29 protein-coding genes, 2 pseudogenes and 2 riboswitches are annotated in these 25296 nt (G+C 34.8%); of the genes and pseudogenes, 21 read left to right on the top strand and 10 right to left on the bottom strand.

Annotated features, from left to right (window positions below):
- Positions 1–2: 2 nt before the first annotated feature.
- Complete coding sequence (locus Y7E_RS0116875) at positions 3–389, top strand: DUF350 domain-containing protein (protein ID WP_017152449.1); 387 nt, start codon at positions 3–5, stop codon at positions 387–389.
- Positions 390–417: 28 nt separating this feature from the next.
- Here the strand turns inward: Y7E_RS0116875 and Y7E_RS0116870 are convergent, their stop codons facing one another.
- On the bottom strand, positions 418–1014 hold the full coding sequence (locus Y7E_RS0116870; protein ID WP_017152448.1) for a TetR/AcrR family transcriptional regulator: 597 nt from the start codon (positions 1012–1014) through the stop codon (positions 418–420).
- Positions 1015–1341: 327 nt separating this feature from the next.
- On the opposite strand from Y7E_RS0116870, the gene Y7E_RS30800 reads away from it, so the two are divergent.
- The 5 genes from Y7E_RS30800 to Y7E_RS30980 all read left to right on the top strand — a co-directional run bounded on the left by Y7E_RS30800 (position 1342) and on the right by Y7E_RS30980 (position 5730).
- A complete protein-coding gene (locus Y7E_RS30800) occupies positions 1342–2139 on the top strand; it encodes an alpha/beta fold hydrolase (RefSeq protein ID WP_017152447.1) in 798 nt (265 codons plus the stop codon).
- A gap of 16 nt (positions 2140–2155) precedes the next feature.
- Positions 2156–2947, top strand: coding sequence for a tyrosine-protein phosphatase (locus Y7E_RS0116860; RefSeq protein ID WP_017152446.1), 792 nt, complete (start codon positions 2156–2158; stop codon positions 2945–2947).
- Between the two features lie 118 nt (positions 2948–3065).
- Positions 3066–3229, top strand: a riboswitch (M-box (ykoK) riboswitch).
- Positions 3230–3611: 382 nt separating this feature from the next.
- Positions 3612–4343, top strand: a complete 732-nt coding sequence (locus tag Y7E_RS0116855) for a P-type ATPase actuator domain-containing protein (protein WP_017152445.1) — start codon at positions 3612–3614, stop codon at positions 4341–4343.
- A 134-nt stretch (positions 4344–4477) separates the two neighbouring features.
- Positions 4478–5344, top strand: a complete 867-nt coding sequence (locus Y7E_RS0116850; RefSeq protein WP_017152444.1) for a 5'-3' exonuclease — start codon at positions 4478–4480, stop codon at positions 5342–5344.
- A 245-nt stretch (positions 5345–5589) separates the two neighbouring features.
- Positions 5590–5730: an FbpB family small basic protein gene (locus Y7E_RS30980; RefSeq protein ID WP_017152443.1), complete on the top strand. Its 141-nt coding sequence runs from the start codon at positions 5590–5592 to the stop codon at positions 5728–5730.
- Between the two features lie 451 nt (positions 5731–6181).
- On the opposite strand, the gene Y7E_RS0116835 is transcribed toward Y7E_RS30980, so the two are convergent.
- Positions 6182–6550 carry a winged helix-turn-helix transcriptional regulator gene (locus tag Y7E_RS0116835; RefSeq protein ID WP_017152441.1) on the bottom strand — a complete coding sequence of 123 codons (369 nt, stop codon included), beginning with the start codon at positions 6548–6550 and terminating at the stop codon, positions 6182–6184.
- A 170-nt stretch (positions 6551–6720) separates the two neighbouring features.
- Here Y7E_RS0116835 and Y7E_RS0116830 point away from each other — a divergent pair, with 170 nt between their 5' ends.
- From Y7E_RS0116830 to Y7E_RS0116820, 3 genes are all read left to right on the top strand, one after another.
- Entirely contained in the window at positions 6721–7350 is a 630-nt protein-coding gene (locus Y7E_RS0116830; RefSeq protein WP_017152440.1) for a hypothetical protein, read from the top strand.
- Between the two features lie 337 nt (positions 7351–7687).
- Positions 7688–9667, top strand: a complete 1980-nt coding sequence (locus tag Y7E_RS0116825; protein WP_017152439.1) for an acetoacetate--CoA ligase — start codon at positions 7688–7690, stop codon at positions 9665–9667.
- Positions 9668–9899: 232 nt separating this feature from the next.
- Positions 9900–10754: a GNAT family N-acetyltransferase gene (locus Y7E_RS0116820; RefSeq protein WP_026049247.1), complete on the top strand. Its 855-nt coding sequence runs from the start codon at positions 9900–9902 to the stop codon at positions 10752–10754.
- Between the two features lie 56 nt (positions 10755–10810).
- On the opposite strand, the gene Y7E_RS0116815 is transcribed toward Y7E_RS0116820, so the two are convergent.
- Complete coding sequence (locus Y7E_RS0116815) at positions 10811–11371, bottom strand: cysteine hydrolase family protein (protein WP_017152437.1); 561 nt, start codon at positions 11369–11371, stop codon at positions 10811–10813.
- A 456-nt stretch (positions 11372–11827) separates the two neighbouring features.
- On the opposite strand from Y7E_RS0116815, the gene Y7E_RS33275 reads away from it, so the two are divergent.
- Together Y7E_RS33275 and Y7E_RS0116805 are read left to right on the top strand one after the other, a co-directional pair.
- Positions 11828–11989 (top strand): hypothetical protein, encoded by a 162-nt coding sequence (locus tag Y7E_RS33275; RefSeq protein WP_017152436.1) that lies wholly within the window; start codon positions 11828–11830, stop codon positions 11987–11989.
- A 187-nt stretch (positions 11990–12176) separates the two neighbouring features.
- Positions 12177–12437 (top strand): DUF6123 family protein, encoded by a 261-nt coding sequence (locus tag Y7E_RS0116805; protein WP_017152435.1) that lies wholly within the window; start codon positions 12177–12179, stop codon positions 12435–12437.
- Positions 12438–12439: 2 nt separating this feature from the next.
- Here the strand turns inward: Y7E_RS0116805 and Y7E_RS0116800 are convergent, their stop codons facing one another.
- The 3 genes from Y7E_RS0116800 to Y7E_RS0116790 form a co-directional block, all read right to left on the bottom strand.
- The gene (locus Y7E_RS0116800) at positions 12440–13345 is read right to left on the bottom strand and encodes a DMT family transporter (RefSeq protein ID WP_017152434.1); all 906 of its coding nucleotides are present in this window, start codon (positions 13343–13345) and stop codon (positions 12440–12442) included.
- Position 13346: 1 nt separating this feature from the next.
- The gene (locus tag Y7E_RS0116795; RefSeq protein ID WP_017152433.1) at positions 13347–13745 is read right to left on the bottom strand and encodes a reverse transcriptase-like protein; all 399 of its coding nucleotides are present in this window, start codon (positions 13743–13745) and stop codon (positions 13347–13349) included.
- Positions 13746–13839: 94 nt separating this feature from the next.
- Complete coding sequence (locus Y7E_RS0116790) at positions 13840–14712, bottom strand: aldose 1-epimerase family protein (protein WP_017152432.1); 873 nt, start codon at positions 14710–14712, stop codon at positions 13840–13842.
- 131 nt (positions 14713–14843) lie between these two features.
- Positions 14844–14888: riboswitch (PreQ1 riboswitch) on the top strand.
- Between the two features lie 6 nt (positions 14889–14894).
- On the opposite strand from Y7E_RS0116790, the gene Y7E_RS0116785 reads away from it, so the two are divergent.
- The 3 genes from Y7E_RS0116785 to Y7E_RS30975 all read left to right on the top strand — a co-directional run bounded on the left by Y7E_RS0116785 (position 14895) and on the right by Y7E_RS30975 (position 16382).
- Complete coding sequence (locus tag Y7E_RS0116785) at positions 14895–15380, top strand: QueT transporter family protein (protein ID WP_017152431.1); 486 nt, start codon at positions 14895–14897, stop codon at positions 15378–15380.
- Positions 15381–15533: 153 nt separating this feature from the next.
- Positions 15534–16193, top strand: a complete 660-nt coding sequence (locus Y7E_RS0116780; protein WP_017152430.1) for a ribonuclease H family protein — start codon at positions 15534–15536, stop codon at positions 16191–16193.
- 12 nt (positions 16194–16205) lie between these two features.
- On the top strand, positions 16206–16382 hold the full coding sequence (locus Y7E_RS30975; RefSeq protein ID WP_017152429.1) for a zinc-finger domain-containing protein: 177 nt from the start codon (positions 16206–16208) through the stop codon (positions 16380–16382).
- Positions 16383–16412: 30 nt separating this feature from the next.
- Here the strand turns inward: Y7E_RS30975 and Y7E_RS0116770 are convergent, their stop codons facing one another.
- Together Y7E_RS0116770 and cspB are read right to left on the bottom strand one after the other, a co-directional pair.
- On the bottom strand, positions 16413–16661 hold the full coding sequence (locus Y7E_RS0116770) for a DUF2564 family protein (protein ID WP_003206638.1): 249 nt from the start codon (positions 16659–16661) through the stop codon (positions 16413–16415).
- Between the two features lie 120 nt (positions 16662–16781).
- The gene (cspB, locus tag Y7E_RS0116765; protein WP_003196492.1) at positions 16782–16979 is read right to left on the bottom strand and encodes a cold shock-like protein CspB; all 198 of its coding nucleotides are present in this window, start codon (positions 16977–16979) and stop codon (positions 16782–16784) included.
- Between the two features lie 269 nt (positions 16980–17248).
- Here cspB and Y7E_RS30030 point away from each other — a divergent pair.
- The 7 genes and pseudogenes from Y7E_RS30030 to Y7E_RS0116725 all read left to right on the top strand — a co-directional run bounded on the left by Y7E_RS30030 (position 17249) and on the right by Y7E_RS0116725 (position 23409).
- Positions 17249–17976, top strand: a pseudogene (locus tag Y7E_RS30030) (YqcI/YcgG family protein).
- Between the two features lie 72 nt (positions 17977–18048).
- Positions 18049–18750, top strand: a pseudogene (locus Y7E_RS30025) (LysE family transporter).
- 19 nt (positions 18751–18769) lie between these two features.
- Positions 18770–19063, top strand: a complete 294-nt coding sequence (locus Y7E_RS0116750; protein ID WP_017152428.1) for a hypothetical protein — start codon at positions 18770–18772, stop codon at positions 19061–19063.
- Positions 19064–19146: 83 nt separating this feature from the next.
- On the top strand, positions 19147–19776 hold the full coding sequence (locus tag Y7E_RS0116745) for a sterol desaturase family protein (RefSeq protein WP_017152427.1): 630 nt from the start codon (positions 19147–19149) through the stop codon (positions 19774–19776).
- 195 nt (positions 19777–19971) lie between these two features.
- On the top strand, positions 19972–20313 hold the full coding sequence (locus Y7E_RS0116735) for a DUF485 domain-containing protein (protein ID WP_017152425.1): 342 nt from the start codon (positions 19972–19974) through the stop codon (positions 20311–20313).
- A gap of 2 nt (positions 20314–20315) precedes the next feature.
- Positions 20316–21866: a solute symporter family protein gene (locus tag Y7E_RS0116730; protein WP_017152424.1), complete on the top strand. Its 1551-nt coding sequence runs from the start codon at positions 20316–20318 to the stop codon at positions 21864–21866.
- Between the two features lie 187 nt (positions 21867–22053).
- Positions 22054–23409, top strand: a complete 1356-nt coding sequence (locus Y7E_RS0116725) for an aspartate aminotransferase family protein (protein WP_081584650.1) — start codon at positions 22054–22056, stop codon at positions 23407–23409.
- A gap of 57 nt (positions 23410–23466) precedes the next feature.
- Here the strand turns inward: Y7E_RS0116725 and Y7E_RS0116720 are convergent, their stop codons facing one another.
- Complete coding sequence (locus Y7E_RS0116720) at positions 23467–23955, bottom strand: DinB family protein (protein ID WP_017152422.1); 489 nt, start codon at positions 23953–23955, stop codon at positions 23467–23469.
- Positions 23956–24111: 156 nt separating this feature from the next.
- The gene (locus Y7E_RS0116715) at positions 24112–25269 is read right to left on the bottom strand and encodes a cation:proton antiporter (protein WP_017152421.1); all 1158 of its coding nucleotides are present in this window, start codon (positions 25267–25269) and stop codon (positions 24112–24114) included.
- Positions 25270–25296 lie beyond the last annotated feature (27 nt).

Below are 25296 nucleotides of genomic sequence, written 5' to 3'. Positions count from 1 at the left end.
AAATGATAAATTTCTTACTTTATTTAGCAGTCTCAATTGGTCTTTTATGTATCGGTCTTTTTCTTATGGAAGTGACAACAAAAGTGAAGGAATTTTCGTTAATGGCAAAAGGGAATAAAGCAGCAAGCTATGCGCTTGGAGGAAGACTTCTTGGCCTTGCTATCGTCTTGTATTCAACTGCTGCCCATTCTGTTTCACTAATGGATATGGTTTTATGGGGAGCGATTGGAATATTAGCGCAAATTATTGTGTTTTATTTAGCTGAATGGCTCACACCACGCTTTAATATCAATCAAAGCATCGAAGAAGATAACCAGGCTGTTGGACTTTTCCTTATGTTTTTATCCATTTCCATTGGAATCGTGATTGCTGGGTGTTTAACATATTGAAAAACCTTACGTTTTATACGTAAGGTTTTTATTTTTCGTTCGTTAATCCTTCTGAGACATAATCGATAAGTTTGTCCATTACTTTAGGAAAGAGTTCTCCACCTATTTCATCTTTATGTAATCGTAGCATCATTACAGCTTGTATTACACCTGTAATGACTTGTGGATCATCTTTAGGTAATACTCCGCGGTCAATGAGAGTATTGATAGCAAGGGCACCTCTCTCCATATTATATTGAGAGAACTCCATCATTTCATTTGGTAATTTTCTCATAAGACGTTCATGCTCACCGTTTTGAAACACACGTTGTAGGAAAGGATTATCTTCAACAAATTGAAATGATGTGTGGAAGAAGGAAGAGAGTAGTTCTTTTGAAGATAGCTTTTCTTGAAACAACTGATTCAATACAGTTTCTCGAACCTCTTCTTCATTTTTTAAAATTTCGAAATAGAGTTCTTCTTTTGAGGAGAAGAACTTATAAAAGGATCCTTTTGCAATTCCGCATGCAAGTACAATATCATCGATGCTTGTTTTTGCTAAACCGTATTGAATGAATAGTTCCCTTCCTTTTTCTAAAAGGGATTGGCGAATTTGTTCTTTTTCTTGTTCTGTAAATTTAGGCATAGTAAAACTCCTATTTTATAAATTATGTGACTTTTTATAGAGTTTTAGTCACGTTATGTTTTATACTTATCATAACCGCTGTAATATATAAAGTAAACGTCAGACTGTTAGAGAAACAGTTTTTTCTTTTAACTTTTATATGACTATAAAAACCATTTTAGTCACATAAAACGTCGGCGGATTTCAAACAAGGGGATGGATAAGGTGAGATTGATTGTTATTCAAGATTTAAATTGAGAATTGGTATATTGTGTAAAAGACTTTCAAACATAACAAAGCAGTTTGTATATATTGAAGTTTTATAAAATAACTGAAGCGGGTGATGAAATGTTAGAATGTTTTTTTCATACAGGGGATGTAAGGTTACATTATGTAAAAAGTAATTCAAAAGGTGTACCAATATTATTACTTCATGGTGGAATCTCGAGATGGGAAGCATTTCAAACCATTATTCCAGAATTAGAAAATGAAGGGCATGTCTACGCAATAGATTTAAGAGGACATGGAAAATCAGGAAGAGTTACGAATGGCTATCATGTGAAAGACTATGTTCAGGATATTATCAGTTTTATTGAAGAGTGTATGACAGAACCACCAATTATATTTGGTCATTCACTTGGTGGAATGATAGGGATTCAAGTGACTGCAGAGTATCCAGAATTAGTAAAAGGGTTAATCATTGGTGATTCTCCGATGTCTCTAGAAGTATTAAAAGAGGGTTCTGAGAAGTTGAGGAAATGGAAAGGGATAGTGCAAAAAGGTGCAGCGACGAATCAGAATATGATGGCTAAAAAAGGAGAGAATCCACTGTTAGATTTTATGATAGAAAGTGTCATGCTAACAGATCCTCAAGTATTAGATGTAATGATTGACCATTGTGATGAAACGTATATGGGATATGATATGAATACGTTGCTACCTAAAATTCAATGTCCTGTGCTACTGTTACAAGGAAACCCTGAGCGTAATGGAGTAGTAAGAGATTCAGATGTAAAAAAAGCTTTAGGACTGTTACCTAATGCCAAACATGTAAAACTGGAGAATGCGGGACATACGTTGCATATTGAAGATAAAGCTGCCGTTTTAGATGCAATTGTTCCATTCATACAGTTAAATAATAAGTAAAAAATGGGGAAGAGTTATGGGGATTGTACAAAAAGAAAGAGTAAATCAGTTTGACGGATTATATAATTTTCGTGATATCGGAGGACAAGAAACAAAAGATGGAAGAAGAATGAAAAAAGGGGTTTTATTTCGTTCGGATGAATTGTCGCGTTTATCACAGCAAGACGTTGAAAACATGAAACAGTTACAAATAAAATTAATTTGTGATTTAAGAACGCCACGTGAACAAAAATCAAAACCAAGTCGAATGAAACATGAATACGGAGTAGAGCTAGTTAATATATCAATTCATGATAAGAGTCAAGAATTTACACACTTTGAATTTTTTAAGTTTTTAGTGAGCAAGTCTCACACAATTGATTTTGAAAAAATCATGAAGGAAATGTATAAAAACATAGCTTTTTCAAGTTGTCATGAAATTCGGAAGGTCATTCACTTACTTTCAGAAAAAAAGCATGTACCAGCACTGATTCACTGTACTGGTGGGAAGGATCGAACGGGTTATATCGCAGCCTTAATTCAATTACTTGTTGGAATACCATATGAAGTAGTGCGTGATGATTACTTATTTTCTAATGATTTAATTGGGCCAAGAATGAAGAAGGTTGAAAAATTTATTAGGTGGATGAGTTTATTTCAAGCATCACCAGAGCGGATAAGGCCTATGTTAGAAGTACGTCCTGAATATTTAGATGAAGTGTATTATAAAATTGTAGAAAAGTATGGTGATGTTGAAGCGTATCTTCTTCAAGCTTGTCATCTTGAGAAAAAGAGCATACAAAATCTTAAACAATTAGTCTTAGAATAAGAGTGTTCCTGGCCTGAATCATTTTCTAGGAAATACTTGTTGTAATAAGGAAACAGTTTGAATTCAAACTGTTGACATCTATTTTAAATAGGAGTAACATTTTCTATATAATAAAAAAATAAGTCTCTGTTAGGTGAGGCTCCTGTATAGAGAAATGCTACTGCCCAAAAATGTCGAGAGACGCCAATGGGTCAACAGGAATGATCGAATTAAGGTTTTTCTTAACGTAGCTGGTAACGTACCTATGCTATACAGTGCTAAAACTCGGTGAGGGAGAGGTTCGCAGATTTCTATGTTTATTAGGAATCGCTTATTTATGTATGTAAAGACCTTTACTCGCTTACGAGTAGAGGTCTTTTTAGTAACAAGCTATGAGAATTATCATAGTTATAAGTATTAACTAAAAAAACGAAAGAGGAGGTGAGGAGCATGTCAAATTCTGACTCGGTTCCGTTACCCATATACTTCAAAACAAAAATATATGATGTAGGCAGGAAACGACTTGTTCCTCCCCCTATATTTATCATAAGGTAACGTTCAGCTTTATCGTTGTAAGTTGAATGTGGAACACTTTAACAGGCTGTAGAAATGCATGAATTGTTAAAGTGAGATAAATTGAGAAACAAAGCGTTTCTTCCTATGTTGTAGAGGAGGAGACGATAATATGTTATATGTAAATAAACTTGTGGGTAACACTTCTTATAAACAAAGTAAAAAAGTAATGAAAGAACAATCTCTATTAAAACAAAATAGAGACTTGTTAATTGAAATTGCAACAAGAGATGTTAAGTCTGTATTTGCTTATTTTAAAACAACAAGAGATGGTCTATCTATGAAAGAAGCACAGAAACGCATTCATGTGTACGGGAAAAATGAATTATCTTCTAAACGAGCAATTTTTTCTGATGTAATGATGAAATTGGGTGAAATGATTCCTGGATTTGCAAAGCAACGTGTCCATAATGAAAATCAGTGTGAGATTGTAACAGTTACTGTTTCTAGAGTAGAAGGATGTACAACTGTAGGGATGAGTAGTGATTCGAAAATAATGAAATTACCAGTCGAAGAGCTAGTTCCAGGAGATATGGTTTTTCTTTCAGCAGGTGATACAGTTCCGGCTGATTTACGTATTATTTATGCAGAAGATTTGTTAGTAAATGAATCGATGCTAACAGGGAAAGAAGCGAACGTAGAAAAATTTGAAAGCTGTTATCATCTTGAACGCAAACGTTTTATTCCATTAAAACGCATGAAAGACTACAATCCACTTCAACTTGAAAATGTATGTTTTAAAGGCACACATATTGTAAATGGAACTGCGAAGGCTGTGGTCGTTTCAACAGGTAAAAATACGTATTCTGGATTGCTCCATACATGCTGTAGCCAAACATCTTAAATCGTTAATGATGCTAAATATATAAAAACATTGTATAATAGATAGAGTTGAACAGAAACGTAGAATGGTAATCTATTCATATAACCTTACGTGATGACGTGAGGTTATTATTTTTTGTTAGTAGGAGAGGAATTATGAAAAAAGTATTGTTAGTTGATGGTATGGCACTATTATTTCGTGCTTTTTACGCAACAAGTGTTTACGGCCAATTTATGAAACGACAAGATGGTACCCCAACAAACGGGATTCATGGTTATATGAAACATTTATTAACAGCAGCGCAAGCGATTGAACCGACGCATATTGTAACGTGCTGGGATATGGGAAGTACAACTTTCAGAACGGAATCGTTCTCGAACTATAAAGCAAACCGTGCAGCACCACCAGAAGAGTTGATTCCACAATTTGATCTTGTGCAAGAGATGACTTCACAGTTATCTATTCCTGTAATTGGACTGAAAGGCTATGAGGCTGATGACTGCATTGGTACGTTAGCGAAAGAATATTGTAATGAAGCGGAAGTATATATCTTAACAGGTGATACAGATTTACTACAACTTGTTGATACAAACGTTACTGTGATGCTTCTTCGTAAGGGAATTGGAAACTATGAGTATTATACGCCAGAGAAGATTATGGAAGAAAAAGGCGTAGAGCCTTGGCAAATCGTTCATGCAAAAGCATTTATGGGTGATACGAGTGATAACTATCCAGGTGTAAAAGGAATTGGGGAAAAGACGGCATATAAACTAATTCAAGAACACGGAACAGTAGCGGCAGTGCTAGAAAATATAGCGGCATTAACAAAAGCGCAGCGCACAAAAATTGAAAGTGATTTAGAGAACTTAAATATATCATTACAATTAGCACAAATTCATTGTGAAGTTCCGATTTCATGTTCGCTAGAAGAAGGTCTGCATACAATTGATGAAGAGAAAGTACGATTTGTTTGCGGTCAAATGAACTGGGGAAGACCTGAAATATTTATAAATATGCTATAAAAACAAAAAGAGATTACTTCATATTACAGATAACGTCTGATCAAATATATTTTGATTTGACGTTATTTTTTTTATGTAATTTCTTTTGAGTGATAAAGTTATCAGAAAAAATACTTAGTTTTCATTTAGAATTCAAATAGATTTCACACGAATCTTTTATTATAAGACTACACAGATAATTACTTATCTTTCATATAAATAATCCTTTGATAAGTTATTTGTAATAATGAAGGAGGAAAAGAAACATGCGAAAAAAAATAAGAAAATCCTTTAAACAATTATTGATAGAGAATAAACAATTGTTATTGAACGATAAAGAGAACATAAGGGAAATAGAAGAAAAAATTGAAAAAAGACATGTCTCGTATCGTGTATCCGGTAATTGAATAAGATAACATTTCAAATAAAACCCCTTCATTTATAATCTGAAGGGGTTTTATTTGAGAATGGTTTTAAAACAGGCTTGTAATTATAGAAAGAAGGAGAAAATTTGGGTGAATTAATAGGAGAGATGGCAGTACAGTTCATTCTTTGCGTGCCAACAAAAAAAGAAAAGAATAATGAACAAAAAGTTCAAGTTACTAAGACAACAGAAATGATTTCAAGAGAGCTACGGTTCCGTTGTTATGTTTCAATCAGGGGTAAGAGAGTTTGTTTTAGGTTATGATATCGAAAAAATGTTGAAAAATGATTTAGACATTATGATATTTCAGAGAGAGCTGAATAAAATATTAATGCAATAATATGTTATGGTAGGAAAACTGAAATAAATAATAGGAATGAGCAGGAGATGACGTGGTTGATACGCATCTCCTTATGTTTTGTAAAGGTATTTAATTATGATTCTTGTTGTAATTGCTGAATCCTCTTTTCTCCCCAGTCGTACATCATTTGTAAGATAGGCTGTAAGCTTTCACCGAGCTCCGTTAAAGAATACTCTACTTTAGGTGGGATTTCCGGATAAATTTTTCTTGTGATTACACCATCATCTTCTAATTCACGTAATTGTTTGGTTAATACTTTATGTGTGATTTTCGGGAATAAATGTTGAATGGCACTAAAGCGCATTGGACCATTTATACCTAATCGATATAAAATCACAATTTTCCATTTTCCGCTAATGATAGATAAAGTTAATTCTTTCGCACAATTAAATTCTTTACTTTGTATTTTATGTAATACTTCATGACGTAAATCTTGCTCCATACTCTTCACCTTCCCTTTAGTATCTTAGAGGATACTTTCTATCAAAAAAGTGCATTCTTCTCGCGGAATCATACTACATTTATAATAAAAACTGTAGGACGGAAGTAATCGCTTGATTCTATATTAACACAATTGGATTAAGGGATAGTTATATAGAGGAGGGGTTATATATGCAAGAAATAGGGAAGATGACAAAAGGTTTTATTAGTAACTACCTTGCAGAGGGACCAATAATAATAAATAGTCGTTATACATTTAGTTTACCACTGTATACGATAGGAATATTATTCATGGAATTACTTGAAAAGGGCTATTTACAGTTAAATCAAAATGATGAAATAGAAATAAGAGATAATCAAGATACAAATCATGTACACGTGAATCAACTTATGTTATGTATACAAAATTATAAAAGACGTACATGTAAAGAATGGATATGCTATTTTGGTGAAAAGAGTAAAGTAACAGATGAAATATTTATGAGTGTAGTAAAAGAGATGGAACAAGAAGGTACCGTTCGATACCGACCTAAAAAGATCTTCTCATTTATTGTTACACAAGTAAAAGTCGAATATGTAGAGGGTGCTAACACGTTTGTAGATTATATCCAAAAAGACCTGCTACTGAAAAAGAAAAATAAATTTGAGATGATTGTATTATTGTGGAAATATTACTACGGGGCTTATATGAATGAACAGGAAATATCATCTTTGCAAAAAAAACAAAACATTTATCGGTTTGTACAACAAATTCAGGAGGGCGTTCTTGAAGGAGCGCAAAGAAATATTGTGTTTGTATAGATGAAATCTTTTTGTTTTTGAGGAAATCAGGTACGTTGGTTGTAAAGTGAGAGATGTAGAAAAAGTCCATTTATATGTAATATATAAGTATAGTGAAGAGCTTGGAAGGATGAAAGTAAACGGTATATTTCAATTTCAGATTTCTTTAGACATAAGCTTATTAATCTGGGAGTAAAAAGGTTCTTTTTTATAGGAGAACCTTTTTCTATTTCTGTGTTAGCGGGAATTTTTATGAAATAATTAGCTTCAGCTTTTTGAAAAAAGGTTTTTCAAGAGCGCATGCTGTATATAGTTATTATTTACTTCATAAAAAATTGAAAGTTTAGGAGGAATAATAATGAAAACGATTACTGATAGTGTGCTGCTATGGGAACCATCACAGCAACAGATAGAAAAATCAGGTGTCAGTCTCTTTATGAAGTGGCTTAAACAAGAAAAGGATTTATCTTTTGAAAATCAAAAGGAATTATGGAAATGGTCTGTTGAAGAACTTGAATCATTCTGGGAAAGTATTTGGAATTATTGCCAAATCAGCTCTACTACACCTTATAATCAAGTTTTGGAATCAAGAAAGATGCCTGGGGCAAAATGGTTTACAGGTTCTACTTTAAATTATGCCGAACATATTTTTCGAGGTAGTAGGGGAAATAAACCAGCATTAATCTTTCAATCAGAAACCACTCCGAGAACAGAAATAAGCTGGAAAGAACTTCAGGAAAAGACAGCAATGGTTGCGAATTCCTTAAAAGAATTTGGAGTTAAATCGGGGGATCGTGTTGTGGCTTATATGCCTAATATTCCTGAAACTGTAATTGCTTTTTTAGCGTGCGCTAGTATTGGAGCCATTTGGTCCAGCTGTTCTCCCGATTTCGGAACAGATACTGTTATTGATCGATTTAAGCAAATCGAACCGACAATTTTATTTGCGGTTGACGGATATGCCTATAATGGTAAAATTCAGAATAGAATAACAAATGTTTCGGAGCTTCAATCAAGCCTGCCTACTTTAAAAAAGACAATTTTAATCCCGTATGTCAACAGTAGTGATTCTAAGTTGAATAATCATACAATGTATTGGAATGACATCTTAAAGGGGGATTGTGAGCTTGTCTTCGAGAAGGTACCATTTGATCATCCTCTTTGGATTTTATTTTCTTCCGGAACAACAGGATTACCAAAACCAATCGTACAAAGTCAAGGTGGAATACTATTAGAACAGCTTAAGACATTATTAGTTGAACAGGGTGTGAATCAAGATGACGTGTTTTTTTGGTTTACAACGACAGGCTGGATGATGTGGAACCTTTTAGTGGGCGGTCTTTTGACTGGAGGCACGATTGTTTTATATGACGGTAGCCCATCTTATCCAAGTATACATATATTATGGGACCTTGCAGAAGAAGTCGGTGTTACGTTCTTTGGTACAAGTGCCGGTTTCTTAAGTGCATGTATGAAATTTGGGGCTAAGCTAAAAGAAAGACACAGTTTTTCGAAGTTAAGATCTATTTGTTCAACTGGTTCACCTCTACCTGTAGAAGGATTCTTATGGGTATATGAGAATGTGAAAAAAGATGTATGGCTTGTTTCAACTAGTGGAGGGACTGATGTATGTACTGCATTTGTTGGTGGCTCTCCTATATTACCTGTTTACGCAGGAGAAATACAAGCTCGTTCTTTAGGAGCACACGTACAATCATTTGATGATGAGGGGAATTCAGTTATTAATGAAGTTGGAGAATTGGTTATAACGGCACCGATGCCATCTATGCCCGTTTATTTCTGGGGGGATCACAATAATAAACGTTATCTTGAAAGTTATTTTGAGATGTATCCAGGAATTTGGCGACATGGTGATTGGATTGAATTTGATGATAAAGGCAGCTGTATCATTTTCGGGCGGTCAGACTCCACCATCAATCGGCTGGGGGTACGTCTAGGGACGAGTGAAATCTATCGTGTGGTTGATTCTCTAAACGACATTATAGAGAGTTTAGTAGTGGATTTAGAGCTCCTTGGAAGTAAATCATTTATGCCGCTTTTTGTTGTGTTAAAACCTGGGGTAAATATGAGTGGTGGTCTAAAAGAAACGATAAAATCTGAAATAAAACAAAAGGTTTCACCTCGGTTTGTTCCTGATGAAGTTTATGTAGTAGAGCAAATTCCGAAAACATTGAGCGGAAAGAAATTAGAAGTTCCAATTCGCAAAATTCTATTAGGATTTCCAGTAGATAAGGTAGTCAATCAAGGTTCCATGGCCAACCCCGAATCATTAAGCTTTTTCATGGATTTAGCACAAATTATCAACAAGCAAGAATAATAGAGTTCTTCCCTATTTATTGAGTGAGCGATACTACTTTGGTGTTCCATGTAGATGAGCCATGGTAGGCAACAGAAGGTAACTAGGACCGAAGAAATAACGTTATCAGAGTATTGTAGGAGATGCAGAATTGATTAATTCCTATCTTCGTGAAAAATAAGCAATTTTCTAACTCGAATTTTAAAGGGAATTGTATTGAGACATTCATTTATGAAATATAGAAGGAGGATAGATAGTGATTGCAATAGAGAGAGTTGAGGAAAAAGATATACCGCATCTTATAAGTCTATCTGAATCAGTTGGATGGGATTATAGTTTAGAAGAAATCAAAACAATTTTTCAATCAGGAATTGTATGTGGTGGAAAGAATATGCAAGGTAAATTTATTGCCAGTGCAGCTATCATCCTATATGGAGAGAAATTAGCATCTATTGGCATGGTTATTGTACATCCTCAGTATAAAGGGAAAGGGATTGGAAGAAAAATTACAGAGGCTTGTATAAGAAGTGTTTCAGAAAAGACATCGATTATGCTTATTGCTACAGAAGAAGGAAGACCTTTATATGAGAGATTAGGTTTTCAAGTGGTTAGTCATGTTTCAAAGTATATATGTAATCAATATGTAACTCCTAGAGGTTACGATAGAAATGACCAACACATTTTTATGGATTATGATGAGGAAGATAGTAATAGAATTGTGAAGTTAGATGAAGCAGCTTTCGGTGTAAATAGACGTAATTTTATACAGAGAAGAATCGAACAGTGTGAACAATGTGTAGTTGTAAAAGACAAAGAAAATTATATTGTGGGTTATGGAATGAGCGTGCAAACTCCAGAAAATAGAATTATAGGACCAATCGTTGCACTAACCGATAATATTGCAAGTGGCATTGTTTATCATTTGATAAAAGATTATAATGGAAAACTTAGAATTGATGTACCAGAAGGAAAAGAAATTTTTATGGAAGTACTCGAAAAAGTTGGCTTTCAAAAGGTGAATCAACCACCAATTATGATGAAAAACAGCAATCAACTTTTGAAACGAAATGGTGAATTGTATGGAATAGCAGCACAGACTTTCGGATAAAGTAAAAAGATTCCTTTTTGAGAAAGGAATCTTTTTACTTTATAAATGACATTGTATCATTCACGATATTGGTCGTGAATAGGGTGAAACAGATCTTCCTCGACATCTCTAACAATAGAAAAATGATCGACATTATAATGACCATGTAATGTTTTATTATGATGCTCAATAATTTGCTGCGCTGATAGAATGGTAGAATCGGTCGTTGAATGTCCATTTTGTATTAAAGTAACATCAAATCCCTCTATGGTTGCTGTTCTAACGGCAGTATCAACACAGTGCTCCGTTTTACAACCTCCTATAACAAGATGGTTAATTTCTTTTTCTTTTAAAATAGCATGTAAAGAAGTGTTATAAAATGAATTGGTTGCCTCTTTATCTATGATTAGAGCCACATGAGGTACTTTAATTTCTTCGTGTATTTGAAATCCTTTCCCTTCGCCAGAAGCAACATCAGTATCCCTTACAAAAATAATGAGAGCATTTGATTGAATTGCTTTTTGAATTGCTATATTTATTGTTGTTAACAATTGATCTTTATGAAATACTGCAGCTTCTTGTTCGTTTCCGTCAATAAGTTCTTGTTGAGCATCAATAATTAATAGTGCTTGTTTCATTAAATATCCCCTTTTTAATTAAAATGTATGACTCTCTTTTAATTCCGTTATTTGTGGGTAAACATCTCCTCAGTACAATATTTCCAACAGAGTAAGGAAGATAGATGAGGTATGAAGAAAGGCGCTGGTGATTCAAGTTACACTGTATCTATTTCTGGATGTTGTAAGTAAATCCTTTTTATATAAGGAATTTTATTGACGGATACAGTGGTGATAAATTTGGTAACATAAAGACGATTCAAATTAGTTTCATATGCTTTGTTCTATCTATGCTATTTTTATCCCGCTATTCGTGGGCAGTAAGACCCCCACCTCAAGATTCAGAGAGAAACGAGGATGATAGGTGAGGGACAACTGCCCGTAAAAGCCCGATTCGTTCAACTAACCATCAGTGGGGGATGAAGAAAACCCCCACTGATGGAAGTTTCACTTTATCTATTGTGACGATTTTTTCTAATGGGAATGATATGGAGAATTGCTGCATGGACGTTTAATGCACGAATCAATAGTTATTTTATTTCCTTATCAACCAAAGCGCCTGTTGTTATTTTATCTTTAAGCGCTTCAGTGTTATATATAGGTATTGCTACAGGGGCTATTGTTGGTGGATTTATTTAAAAAAACAGTTCAATTATCTATTTAGGGTATACAGGAGCTATATTTAAATTTTTTGCGATAGTAATGTTGTTTTTATCTTTTAGGAAATCAAGAGATTTAAGGGAGATTGTCAAACAAAATTCATTCTCATAAAGACTAAAAACATGTATGATAGGAAGTGGAGAATTTTTTTGTAGGTGAAAACAGCATGCAAACAGTACAAGATTATCTTTCATTCTTACACACAAAAGGATTTAAATTATCAGAGGATGCACAAGGGTTTATTATGTTTGGTCAAGGATATACAGGTGCATCTGATGGGCTTGTGAATGCAGCGATTGAAGCAACAATTAAACATCAATTACAGTTTGATGGTAGTTATTTTATCGCATTATTAGAGCGATTGAAGGAAGAGAAAATTACAGATAAAAAAAGCGCAAAGGCTTTTATGCGGACGTTACAAGCGTAACATCACGCAGCCTGCGCTTCTTTTTTTGTTTTTGAAGGAAGCTCAACGAAGATCATGCCTAAGAAAATACAAAGGCAACCAAGCACTGCGAAAATGGAAAGCTTTTCATTTGCGATAAGAACACCTGTTAATGCAGCAAAGACAGGTTCCATTGCAAAAATAATAGCAACTCTTGTTGGAGATGTATGCTTTTGCGCAGCTGTTTGAATAAAAAAAGCGATTGATGTCGCGAAAACAGATGTTGCGAGTAGAGCAAATAAAAAAGCAGAATTCGTCCATAAAGAGATTGAAAATAATTTCCCCCAATCCTCAAATAAAAAAGCACAAATGGAAGAGAAGATTCCAACAGACAATACTTGAGATGTGCTTAATAGTAAAGGTGATATCTTTTTGGAAAAGACCCCGTTAATGAGAATATGTGCTGCAAAAGCAATTGCACAGCCGAGAACAAGTATATCTCCAATATTTAATTGAAAAGAATCACCAGCGGTTAGTAAATATAAGCCTGCTGTTGCAGCGGTAATGCCCAGTATGATAAAAGGTGTAGCTCTTTGTTTTAAGAAGATAAATGAAAGAATTGGAACCATAACAATGCTGAGTCCAGTTAAAAATCCAGCTTTAGAAGAAGTGGTATAGAGTAATCCAAATGTTTGCAATAAATAACCGATAAATAAGAAAAATCCGACAATTACCCCGGCGATGCTACTATGCTGAACTTCTTGTTTTGAAGTTTTTTTCGAGAACATAAATTGGACAAATAATAAAATGATTCCAGCAAATAAAAAGCGAACCCCATTAAAAGTAAATGGTCCAACAAATGACATTGCATTTTGAACGACAACAAACGTTGATCCCCAAATAAAGGAGACAAATAATAAAGCAAGAGGAGCAATCCATCCTTTTTTCACGCTAAGACCTCCATTCATTTTGTAAAATGGCTTTTCTTGCTAATTCATCGGCAACTTTGTTTTGACTACTTGGAATCCACTTTATAAAGAAAAGATCAAATCTTTTGATGTACGCTAGTGCTTCTTGTAAAAGTGGTGCATATGTTTTGTTTTTTGCATATTCTTTTTCTACAGCACGTTCAACAAGCTGTGAATCTGTACGAAAAGATACAATGTTATAATTATGTTCTATGCAATATTTTAATGCGGCGAGTAATGCATGATATTCAGCTTCATGGTTGGACATGATTCCAAGTGGTAGTGATAATTGCACAGGTGGCTGCACACCTTTAATAAAAACCCCAGCACCAGAAGGACCTGGATTTCCTTTTGATGCACCATCAATATATACTTCAATCAAAATTGAATACCTCCATTATTATATAGCGTTAGCTGATAGGAATCACCCGCCGAAAAACTTCTAGAGGCGGGTGATTGAATATGAAAAATCCACTTTATCCAATTGTAATGCTGTAGCGACATGTAAATGTTTCATTTGCTTGTAATGATTGTACGCCTTTTTTCTCTTTGAAATCTTTAGCTGGTTCTACTTCATCAGCAATTCCATACCAAGGTTCGATACATAAGAAAGGAGCGTCATTTCCTGGTGTCCATACACCAACGAATGGGAAACCTTCAAATGCTACTTTTACAAACTTATTATGCTTATGAGAGCGAATAGAAATTTCATTTGTATTCATATTTTCAAAAATAAGGGCATCATTTTTGAATAAATCGTATGTAAGTGGTAATTCTGCCTTATTTTTAACAATTAGTTGTTTTTCTTTTGAAAGAAATGGTCCTACTAGAACGCTTGTTTTTAGATGTTCAGGCCCATTAAATGATAAATGGTAGTCTGTAAATGATTCACCTTCTACTAAAGGGCAATTGAAGCCTGGATGTGCTCCGATAGAAAAGAACATTTCTTTAGAAGTAGGGTTGTTAACTTCATAAGTAACATGTATATTTTGCTCGTCTAGTTCATAAGAAACATACAACTCAAATTCATACGGATATTTTTGTAAAGTTTCTTGATTACTAGTGACTGCATAAGTAATTTTTGTCTCACTTTGCTCTTTTACCGAAAATATAAGGTCGCGAGCAAAGCCGTGTTGTGTTAATGAATACGGTTTACCATCTACATAATATGTATTGTCCACTAATCTACCGACAATTGGGAATAAAATGGGTGCACGGCGTCCCCAATATTTAGGGTCTCCTTGCCACATATATTCTGTGTTGTCTTCTTTTAAACGAACGCTTTGTAACTCTGCACCTTTTTCAGAGATGGAAACGATCACTTTTTCATTTTGAATTGTTGCTGTCATGAAGCGAAACCTCCTAAATCTTTCATATTTTTTATTATACGTTGTCTATGAGAAAAAGGGTAGTGAATGGTAGGGATCTATTGACGAATGATTAGCTATTGCGTACAATATAAAATTGTTGTTTAAAAACGAATCACGTGGTTCGAAACCATCCCACGTAAAAAAACTAAGGAGATTTTGTCATGAATATAAAAACATTAGTTGGTAATGGTATTTTAGCAGCATTATATATTGCTGTTTCAGCACTTATTCAGCCGTTTGGCTTTACGAATGTACAGTTTCGTATTTCGGAGATGTTTAATCATCTCGTTGTATTTAATAAGAAATCCATTTATGGAATTGTATTAGGAGTATTTTTAACAAATCTCTTTTTCTCACCTATGATTGCGTATGATTTAGTATTTGGAGTGGGGCAATCCATTCTTGCGCTTCTCGCTACGATTATTTCCATGCGTTTTATTAAGAGTGTTTGGGCTCGTATGATTTTTAATACAGTTATCTTTACAGTTACAATGTTTATGATAGCGATTGAACTTCACCTTGCATTTGATCTGCCATTTTTATTTACATGGCTTACATGTGCAGTTGGGGAATTTGTCGTGATGGCAATTGGTATGCCGGTTATGTATGGGATTAATAAACGAGTGCAATTTAAGAAGTTTATGTAAAGTGTATAGAGAGAGTTGCTTACAATCTGTAGCAGCTCTTTTTTGTTTTCATAATTTGTGGCTAGTTCATTTCAATTCGAATATAATACTGTGACTCTTGGTAAAATATAAGTAAAATAAAAAGTATGAAGTCTCATATAAGGGGAAAAGAGTATGAAATACAAAATAAACTGGGTATATAAAACAAAACATGGTCTTCAAACAGAACTAACAACAGGTTATATGAACATAGAAGAATCACTTCGATTTGCAGAAGATTTTGAGAAAACTGGAAGAGTAAAGGAACTATTATTTTATGATGAAATGGGAGCGGAATGGACGCTAAAAGAAATGAAAAAGCTCAGTAAGCAAGTAGAAGAAGAACCGCAAGACATTCGTATTTACTTTGATGGAGGCTATGATCTGGAAACGAAAGAAGCGGGTGTTGGTATATGTGTTTACTATAAAAAAGGAAACGCTGATTATCGAGTACGTCGAAATGCTTATATAGATGGCATTTATGATAATAATGAAGCGGAATATGCAGCGTTATTATATGGAATGAATGTCTTAGAGGAATTAGGAATCAAATATGAACCGGTTACACTACATGGTGATTCTCAAGTTGTACTTCAGCAACTGGCTGGAGAATGGCCGTGCTACGATGAACATTTAAATCATTACTTAGATCAGATTGAACAAAAAGCAAAGCAAATGAAATTGAAGCTTGTTTGTGAGCCGGTAGCAAGGAAACAAAATAAAGAAGCACATCAATTGGCCACACAAGCATTGGAAGGGACAGTAATCGACAGCCATAAAGAAATAACGGAATAGAGAGGTGCAGTGGTGAATAAAAAGCAGCTCATTACAGAGGTAAATGATCTATTAGAAACATACTGTGAAGGATGTTTTTTGCAGGAACACTATAGAAAAACACATAGTAAATACCATGCTCACTCTTTTTGTATTCGGCAATGTACTGTGGGAGAGAAATTAAAAGAATATGGAGATCAATTATCGTAAAAAAACATCCAGAGGTAACTCTGGATGTTTTTAATGTTTAGCTTCTTTCAATTGGTGTTCGCATAGACTTAATTTTTTTTCTTCATTCATTAAAAAAGGCTCATCTAAATCTGTTGCAACAGATTTCATTGTTTCAAGCTGAGAACGTGCAGATTCAACTGCAGTTGTCGCATGCTGTAATGATTCTGGATCCATTGTAATTGTTGCAGAACCTACCATCTTTTGAGCTGTTTCTACGCGGAATTTTACTTCTTCAAAGTCATTTACATGTGAACCCATTGTCGATTCCTCCTTTGTATTCTGTCACATTTCACATAGTTTTTACTCTGCAAAAAGGAAATATACAAAGGAATAACAAAGGAGGTCACCAAGTAAGGTAACCTCCTGTTATATGTTGGATTAAAGTTTTACTACGTTAGCAGCTTGAGGCCCACGGTTTCCTTCAACGATATCGAAAGATACTTCTTGACCTTCTTCTAAAGCTTTGTAGCCTTCGCCTTGAATAGCTGTGAAATGTACGAATACATCGTCAGCGCCTTCAATTTCGATAAATCCAAACCCTTTTTCGTTGTTAAACCATTTTACTTTTCCTTGCATGTTACAATTCCTCCTAAAAAACGATTACTTTTTCATTTAGTGAAGTTCATTTGAAACAATTGCAAATTCATAAAACTGAAAATGCTATATTCTCGAATATTCTGCTAAATGATATTTTAAATATACACGAAATGGTAGATTTTAGTCAAGTAAGCGGTTTTATCTTTTTGTATTTTTAAATAATTTTTTACGCAAGTTTTTTTAATAGTATAGGACAAGCTCGCTTTTTAATATGTTTAAGTGAATGCTGTACATAATGAGGTGAGAGAATGAATCAGTCTTATTTATTAGATAATGAAGGAATGAAAATGAGAAAAGATATACCAATATGGGTTTCGCAAGAATTTGAAAATTTTTCTAATGTTGTATTGGATCCAACTTTTCCTTGCTATTTTGGTTTAACGGCTTTAAAGAAGAATGAACTTTGCTACTCATTCTTATCTCATGATGATTGGAGTCATCTACCACAGACAATGCTTTCTTTTTTACAGTTGATGAACGAGCGACCTGTTGTAAGAAGAGGTTTTTTCTTTTTGTTGAGCCAGAACGTGCAGAATGCTTACTTGAACATTACCGAGCGTATTTTTGGAGAATTCTACAATACTTACATGAAGAAGATGATCAATTATGGCCAAAACAGATTCCAGAAAATCCAGATCATCATTTATGGGAATTTTCATTTGGTGGGGAGCTGATGTTTGCATTCGGGAATGCTCCTGCCTATAAACAAAGAAAAACGAGACATTTAGGGAACTCGCTCATTATAGGATTTCAGCCACGAATCCTATTTGACGGACTAGAAGGAGAGCGGCCGAAAGGATCATACTCAAGACAGATGGTTAGAGATCGAGTGGAAAAGTGGGATCAGTTGCCGAAACATCCAAACATTAGTCACTATGGAGATCCAAATCACCGTGAATGGAAACAATATTTTATTGGAGATGACATTGAACCAATTGAAGGAAAGTGTCCATTTCATCATAAAGTAAAGAAATGAAGGCCGTCATAAAGGAGCAGCTTTTTTGTATATTTTGGATAAAAAAGGACATTTTATATATGTATATTTTTTATAAAAGCTAGTCTGTTTTTAAAAATATTCTCATTAGCTAATAGTAAAACGATATAGAAAGGAAAGAGCGATGTTTGGAGCAATTATACAGCAATTTATACTAGGAATTTCATTAGCGGCACCAGTAGGACCAATTAATATTGAAATGTTAAAAAGAGGGATTGAACGTGGGTTTTGGCATGCTTGGCTTGTTGGAATAGGGGGGATGAGTGCAGACATTTTATTTATGCTTCTTATTTACTTTGGATTGTCTTCTGTATTTATGTATATATATGCACAAGCATTTATGTATTGCATAGGTTTTTTCTTATTGTTTTATTTAGGGTTTCAAAGTGTAAAACAAGGAATTTTACATTCAAATATGGAATATAAACAAGAAGAGATAGGTGGACTTCGTCAATCCTTTATGGCAGGATTTTTAATTGCGGTATCTAATCCATTAAACCTTGTCTTTTGGTTTGGTGTATATGGGAGTACGCTTAGTTCACTGCTTACGAAAGTAACAAAACAAGAGGCTTTTTTATATAGTCTTTGCATCATTGGTGGTATTATTTTGTGGAATTTAAATATTGCCTTTTCTGTTCATTTTGGACGACATTGCTTAAGCCAAAGGCACTCGGTTATATTACAGCGGGAGCTGGTTTCATTTTAGTTGGGTATTCAATTCATTTTGCGTATAAAGCTTTACAGTTGTTCATATAAGATTGAAGGGGAGATTTTTATGTATCGAACCACAGTTAATGAAAAAGAAATTATTGTTACATTAGCACCAAAAATTCGAAAAGAAGTAACGGATAGGAATCCTTTATATGAGGCCGTTCTTCAAACTGCTGAAAGGTTACTTCAGACAAAGCAACCGACATTTGCTGTAAATCATGAAATACTGGGTCTTATTATTGGAGAGGTACAAAGAGGCGAAGTAACTGTCTTTGCAGTGGAACACATTATACCGAAACAAAATATATTTGGTTCGCAGAATTTTTTCTCTACGCTGGAACAGCGAGCAAATTTGTGATTAAAAGAGAATAACATAGATAGAACAGAAACGGTCGTAACGCTATGTTACGACTGTTTTTTCTAAGAAAGGGGATAGGATGAATGAAACGGGTGATGAAGGAGTTCTTTTTTCAACATGATATTGTGATTATGTTTGGCGTATTTATACTGTTTATCATTATTTTGAAAATGAAATTATTTACAGGGGTAGCAATTTTATCATGTCTTGCGGGCATCGTTTTTTATACGATCAATGAGTATGTAACACATCGATTTTTATTTCATATGAAGCCTCCTAAAAATCCATTGTTACTGAAAATGTTAAAGAGATTACATTATGATCATCATGTATATCCAGATGATTTAAAACTATTGTTTTTACCAGTTTGGTATAGCATGCCAGGTTTTGCGATTTATTTGTTCATTCTGTATGGAGTGACAAATCATGTAACGATTACACTTTCATTTGGAATGGGAATGATTGTTATGCTACTTGTTTATGAGTGGAAACATTATATCGCACATAGACCGATACGGCCATTGACTCGTTTTGGTAGATGGTTAAAAAAACAACATATTTTGCATCATTATAAAAATGAAAATTATTGGTTTGGTGTGTCGAATCCAGTGTATGATTTTTTATTTGGCACATACAAAAACGGAAAAGATGTTGAATTAAGTAGGTCGGCGCGTAATTTAGAAAAAGAGAAAGAAAAGGAGGCAATGCGATGAGTGCTGCCTTTTATTTTAAAAAAATATATTAAAAAAACGAGGAAATATGACGAAAAATGTCTATCGAAAAATCTTTGCAGAGGAACAAAGATTGTCTAAAATAAACTTAAGTTTCTGAATATTTATAAAATTAAGTTTTTTGAAGATGCGAGGGGGGAATTTGATTTAAAGAATGAGGGAGAGGGGACTGGGGAAATGAAACGAGATGATAGTTCAGCACGTAAGTTGCGAAGTGAGATAAATTATACAGAAGTCGTTCAATCAGAAGAATTTCAATTATTGCTAGAGAAGAAGCGGAAGTTTATTGTTCCGATGAGTATTTTCTTTTTTAGTTTTTTTATTGCTTTGCCACTTTTGACATCTTATTCAAAGGTATTAAATACGCCGGCATTTGGTGATGTAACATGGGCATGGATTTTTGCTTTTGCACAATTTGTTATGACGTGGGCATTATGTATGATGTATAGCAAAAAAGCGGAATCGTTCGACAAGGCTTCACAAAAAATTCTTCAAGATATACAAAAAGGGAGGGGATAAACTTGAACACAACAGCGTTTGCACTGTTTTTAATTATCGTTCTTGGTACGCTCGTTATTACATATTTTGCATCGAAAAAAACGAAAAATGCGAGTGAGTTTTATACGGCAGGAGGAGGTTTAACTGGGTGGCAAAATGGTCTGGCCATTGCAGGAGATTATATGTCAGCTGCTTCTTTTTTGGGGATTGCAGGAGCAATTGCATTAACTGGATTTGATGGTTTCTTTTATAGCATAGGCTTTCTTGTTGCTTATTTAGTTGTATTGTATCTCGTTGCCGAACCGCTTAGAAACTTAGGGAAATACACATTAGCTGATATGATTGCAGCTCGTTTTGATGCGAAAAAGGTGCGCGGAGTTGCAGCATTAAATACGATGACAATTTCAATTTTCTATATGATCGCACAACTTGTAGGAGCAGGAGCACTTATTAAATTATTATTAGGAATTGAATATACGACATCTGTTTTAATTGTTGGAACGTTAATGACGGTGTATGTGATTTTTGGAGGTATGACAGCCACAAGTTGGGTACAAATTGTAAAGGCTGTCTTGTTAATGGCAGGGACATTTATTATTTCGGTAATTGTATTTGCAAAATTTAATTTTAGCGTGACTGAAATGTTTGCACAGATGAAAACTGCAACACCTCTAAAAGAAGCGTTTTTAAATCCAGGTGTAAAATATAAGGATGGATTAGATACAATTTCTTTAAACTTAGGTCTTGTTCTAGGGACAGCCGGTTTACCTCATATTCTTGTTCGCTTTTTCACTGTTCGTGATGCGAAAACAGCACGTCAGTCTGTAGTCTATGCAACGTGGCTAATTGGAGCCTTTTATATTATGACGATTTTCCTAGGTTTTGGTGCAGCTGCCTTTGTAGGGAATGCTGCAATTATTCAGGCAAACCCAGCTGGCAATATGGCAGCACCTTTATTAGCAAAAGAACTCGGTGGAGATTTCTTATTTGCATTCGTTTCTGCAATTGCATTTGCTACGATTTTAGCTGTTGTAGCAGGTCTTGTTTTAACCGCCGCTTCAGCATTTGCACATGACTTTTATAATGAAATCATTCGCCGAGGGAAATCAACAGAAAAAGAGCAAGTATCGATGGCTCGTTATGCTTCAATTGGTGTAGCAGTATTATCGATTATTTTAGCGCTATTTGCTCAAACATTAAATGTTGCATTTCTAGTATCGTTAGCATTTGCAGTCGCTGCAAGTGCGAACTTACCAGTTATTTTATTTACAATTTATTGGAAACGCTTTAATACAACAGGAGCAATTTGCGGAATGGTTGTTGGTTTAGTTTCAGCTATCGTATTAGTGGCACTTAGCCCGAATGTTTGGAGTCCTGAAGCAGGGAAAGCAATTTTTGTTGGAGAAGCGTTATTCCCTTACACAACACCTGGGATTATTTCTATTCCACTTGGATTTTTAGCAGCATATTTAGGAACAATTTTCTCAAGTAAGAAAGAGGATGCAGCGAAATTTGATGAAATTCTTGTTAAATCTAACACAGGTCATGGGGTTAGTGACGTGTCTGCACATTAAGAAGAAAAAGAGCTTTCCAGTTGATTGGAGAGCTCTTTTATTTTGTAATTTTGCTTAAAAATATTACTCTACAGTTGGTAGGATTTGTTTCGTTCATGTGGAATGAAAATAAATAGGGAAAAGTTTAACCTCATCATGGCACCAGTACAGCTTGGAGAAATATAAGTTGTTTTGGAAGGTGGAGTGTATGATGAAAACGAAACAAACAGATGCATTATTAGCAAAGGATGAAAAGTATGTGTGGCATGGAATGCGTCCCTTTAGTCCAAATAGTACGATGGTTGGGGCAAAAGCAGAAGGGTGCTGGGTGGAAGATATAGAAGGTAAACGGTACTTAGATGGGATGAGTGGGCTTTGGTGTGTGAATAGTGGATACGGAAGAAAAGAGCTTGCTGAAGCAGCGTATGAGCAATTGCAAAAATTATCATATTTTCCAATGTCGCAATCACATGAACCTGCAATTCAGCTTGCTGAAAAGTTAAATGAATGGCTTGAAGGAGAATATGTCATTTTCTTCTCTAATAGTGGGTCAGAAGCAAATGAAACAGCATTTAAAATTGCCCGTCAATATTATGCATATAGGGGTGAACCATACCGTTATAAGTTTATATCACGTTATCGTGGTTATCATGGAAATACAATGGCAGCGATAGCAGCGACAGGACAGGCGCAGCGGAGGCATCAATATGAGCCATTTGCTTCAGGCTTCTTACATGTGACGCCGCCAGATTGTTACCGAATGCCAGAGATTGCGTCACAAAATATTTATGATGTAGAGTGTGTGAAAGAAATTGATCGTGTTATGAAGTGGGAATTAAGTGAAACGATAGCTGGATTTATTATGGAGCCAATTATTACAGGCGGAGGTATTTTGATGCCACCGCAAGATTATATGAAAGCCGTTCATAAGACGTGTCAAAAACATGGCGCATTACTAATTAGTGATGAAGTAATTTGTGGTTTTGGGCGCACGGGAAAAGCGTTTGGTTTTATGAATTACGATGTGAAACCTGATATTATTACAATGGCGAAAGGGATTACAAGTGCATACTTACCATTATCGGCAACAGCAGTGAAAAAAGAAATTTATGAAGCGTTCAAGGGGACAGGAGAATATGAATTTTTCCGTCATATTAACACGTTTGGTGGCAATCCAGCAGCTTGTGCGTTAGCGCTAAAAAACTTAGAAATTATGGAAAATGAAAATTTAATTGAGCGTTCTGCACAAATGGGATCTCTTTTATTAGAACAGTTAAAAGAAGAGATTGGAGATCATCCACTTGTTGGAGATATTAGAGGGAAAGGATTGCTTGTAGGCATTGAAATGGTAAGGGATAAAGTAACAAAGGACCCAATTGATAATACTAAAATTACAAATGTAGTGAACGCTTGTAAAGAAAAGGGACTAATCATTGGACGTAATGGAATGACAACAGCGGGCTATAACAATGTTTTAACGTTAGCACCGCCTCTTATTATTTCAAGTGAAGAAATTGCTTTTGTTGTCGGGACATTGAAGACAGCGATGGAACGTATTTCATAAAAGAATAAAAAAGCGAGCCGAAGAGGATAGAGGCTCGCTTTTTTGTGTATGGCTTTGTTAATGAACACCGTGTTCGCTACTCCAATTTCCTTGTTGTTTACGAATAGAGATAATTTGTCCAATATGATAAGCGTTATGAATTGTAAAGTTTAGTAGAACAGAGGTCCATGTTTCTTCAGCTTCAGCTGATTGCGAAAGATCGAGTTTTGTTTCATCACAAGTATGTAAAGCAGTTTCCCACTTATCCATAATCGTATCGATTTGGGAGACTGTAGAATTCCAATCTAAATTTCTTGAATTTTGAAATGTATCATCATTCGTTTCGATATGCTCTTGAACAGAGGAGCCGTAAAATCGCTTTAGAATACGATCGTTCCAGAAAATCAAATGATTAACGATTTCCCAAATAGAATTTGCCTTATCTGTATCTTTCCAAGCAGCTTGTTCTTCTGTAAGACCATCAAGTGCACTCTGTAGTGAGACAAACCAATTGTTTTCCTTATGACTCGCAAGAAGTTGCTCTAAAAAAATATCTTTACGATTCATGAAACACCTCCAAAAGAATTTATAATGATACATATATGTTTCATTCGCTTTTTTAGAGGCATATTCCTATTTTCTTTATAAATAAAAAACGAGATGATTGTCTTTTGAAGAGAATCATCTCGTTTTTTATTATGAAACTAGTACTCTACATAGTTACTATGCACTTTGTTTTAATTGCTTATCTTTTACACCGAAAGAATATTTTAACATTGGCGGTGTAATCATTGTTGTTAAAATCACGACGATTACGATTGCTGTAAAGTAATCTTGTGCTAGTAGTCCAGAAATAAGCCCCTGTCCTGCAATGATAAGAGCAACTTCACCACGTGAAACCATTCCAGACCCAATGATTGTAGATGATTGGAAATCAAATCCTGTTATACGTGCTCCGAATCCGCAACCAATTAGCTTTGTTAACACAGCAATGATTGTTAATGCTAAGATAAACCATACTTTATCTCCGATACCTGCAAACGTAATGTTCATACCGATACTTACAAAGAAGATTGGAACGAACATTGCATAAGCAATTGGTTCTACTTTCTTTTCTACTTCATGTTTATAATCTGTTTGAGAAATCGCAATACCTGCTGCGAATGCACCGATAATTCCAGCGATTCCTAGTATTTCACCAAAGTATGCGAAAGCGAAACAAATGATAAGAGCTGCACTAATGATAGATTCTGATACACGTAGTGGTGATAACCAGCGCATAATCATTGGAACGCCTTTCCAACCAATTAAGATAATAGCTGCGAAGAAGACAACTTTTTTCAAGATGATTATAGTTAAGCTTACATCAGCTGATCCTAGGAAACTCATAGCAAAGGCTAGTAAAATAACAACTAGAATATCATCAAATACAGCAGCGCCTAGCATCGTTGTACTCTCACGCGTCTTCATTTTTCCTAAATCACGCAGTGTTTGTACAGAAATACTAACACTTGTTGCACATAGAAGTAATCCTAAAAAGACCGCATTTGCTTGTTCCATTCCCATTACAAGACCTGCAACGTAACCACCTACAAATGGAAGAACGATACCACCAACAGCAACTGCTAACGAAGAATTACGATTTTCATTTAGTTCTTTTAAGTCTGTTTCTAAGCCGGCCATAAACATAAGGAGAATAACCCCAACTTCACTTAACCGTGTAAGTAAATCTGAATTGTTCACCAAACCTAAGACGGCAGGACCAATTACAATACCGACGATTAATTTTCCGAGTACAGAAGGTTGACCTAGTCTAACGCTAATGTCACCAGCAATTTTTGTACTTAATAAAATTAACGCAATTTGAAAGAAAAATTCCATCTCATCTCTCCTTTTCATGTTTGTGTT

This window comes from Bacillus bingmayongensis, assembly GCF_000299035.1.
GTDB lineage: Bacteria > Bacillota > Bacilli > Bacillales > Bacillaceae_G > Bacillus_A > Bacillus_A bingmayongensis.
The sequence above is the reverse complement of the archived record's forward strand: the minus strand, read 5'-3'. Positions and strand labels throughout refer to the sequence as shown.

Excerpts from the sequence above, each read along its gene's own strand:
- Y7E_RS0116780 (WP_017152430.1), top strand. The coding sequence starts at position 15,534 with ATGAAATACAAAATAAACTGGGTATATAAAACAAAACATGGTCTTCAA.
- Y7E_RS0116860 (WP_017152446.1), top strand. The coding sequence starts at position 2,156 with ATGGGGATTGTACAAAAAGAAAGAGTAAATCAGTTTGACGGATTATAT.
- Y7E_RS0116750 (WP_017152428.1), top strand. The coding sequence starts at position 18,770 with ATGTATCGAACCACAGTTAATGAAAAAGAAATTATTGTTACATTAGCA.
- Y7E_RS0116830 (WP_017152440.1), top strand. The coding sequence starts at position 6,721 with ATGCAAGAAATAGGGAAGATGACAAAAGGTTTTATTAGTAACTACCTT.
- Y7E_RS0116815 (WP_017152437.1), bottom strand. The coding sequence starts at position 11,371 with ATGAAACAAGCACTATTAATTATTGATGCTCAACAAGAACTTATTGAC.
- Y7E_RS0116770 (WP_003206638.1), bottom strand. The coding sequence starts at position 16,661 with ATGGGTTCACATGTAAATGACTTTGAAGAAGTAAAATTCCGCGTAGAA.
- Y7E_RS0116790 (WP_017152432.1), bottom strand. The coding sequence starts at position 14,712 with ATGACAGCAACAATTCAAAATGAAAAAGTGATCGTTTCCATCTCTGAA.
- cspB (WP_003196492.1), bottom strand. The coding sequence starts at position 16,979 with ATGCAAGGAAAAGTAAAATGGTTTAACAACGAAAAAGGGTTTGGATTT.
- Y7E_RS33275 (WP_017152436.1), top strand. The coding sequence starts at position 11,828 with ATGGGAATGATATGGAGAATTGCTGCATGGACGTTTAATGCACGAATC.
- Y7E_RS30980 (WP_017152443.1), top strand. The coding sequence starts at position 5,590 with ATGCGAAAAAAAATAAGAAAATCCTTTAAACAATTATTGATAGAGAAT.
- Y7E_RS0116825 (WP_017152439.1), top strand. The coding sequence starts at position 7,688 with ATGAAAACGATTACTGATAGTGTGCTGCTATGGGAACCATCACAGCAA.
- Y7E_RS30800 (WP_017152447.1), top strand. The coding sequence starts at position 1,342 with ATGTTAGAATGTTTTTTTCATACAGGGGATGTAAGGTTACATTATGTA.
- Y7E_RS0116720 (WP_017152422.1), bottom strand. The coding sequence starts at position 23,955 with ATGAATCGTAAAGATATTTTTTTAGAGCAACTTCTTGCGAGTCATAAG.
- Y7E_RS0116745 (WP_017152427.1), top strand. The coding sequence starts at position 19,147 with ATGAAACGGGTGATGAAGGAGTTCTTTTTTCAACATGATATTGTGATT.
- Y7E_RS0116835 (WP_017152441.1), bottom strand. The coding sequence starts at position 6,550 with ATGGAGCAAGATTTACGTCATGAAGTATTACATAAAATACAAAGTAAA.
- Y7E_RS0116805 (WP_017152435.1), top strand. The coding sequence starts at position 12,177 with ATGCAAACAGTACAAGATTATCTTTCATTCTTACACACAAAAGGATTT.
- Y7E_RS0116875 (WP_017152449.1), top strand. The coding sequence starts at position 3 with ATGATAAATTTCTTACTTTATTTAGCAGTCTCAATTGGTCTTTTATGT.
- Y7E_RS0116785 (WP_017152431.1), top strand. The coding sequence starts at position 14,895 with ATGAATATAAAAACATTAGTTGGTAATGGTATTTTAGCAGCATTATAT.
- Y7E_RS0116870 (WP_017152448.1), bottom strand. The coding sequence starts at position 1,014 with ATGCCTAAATTTACAGAACAAGAAAAAGAACAAATTCGCCAATCCCTT.
- Y7E_RS0116850 (WP_017152444.1), top strand. The coding sequence starts at position 4,478 with ATGAAAAAAGTATTGTTAGTTGATGGTATGGCACTATTATTTCGTGCT.
- Y7E_RS0116735 (WP_017152425.1), top strand. The coding sequence starts at position 19,972 with ATGAAACGAGATGATAGTTCAGCACGTAAGTTGCGAAGTGAGATAAAT.
- Y7E_RS0116715 (WP_017152421.1), bottom strand. The coding sequence starts at position 25,269 with ATGGAATTTTTCTTTCAAATTGCGTTAATTTTATTAAGTACAAAAATT.
- Y7E_RS0116855 (WP_017152445.1), top strand. The coding sequence starts at position 3,612 with ATGTTATATGTAAATAAACTTGTGGGTAACACTTCTTATAAACAAAGT.
- Y7E_RS0116725 (WP_081584650.1), top strand. The coding sequence starts at position 22,054 with ATGATGAAAACGAAACAAACAGATGCATTATTAGCAAAGGATGAAAAG.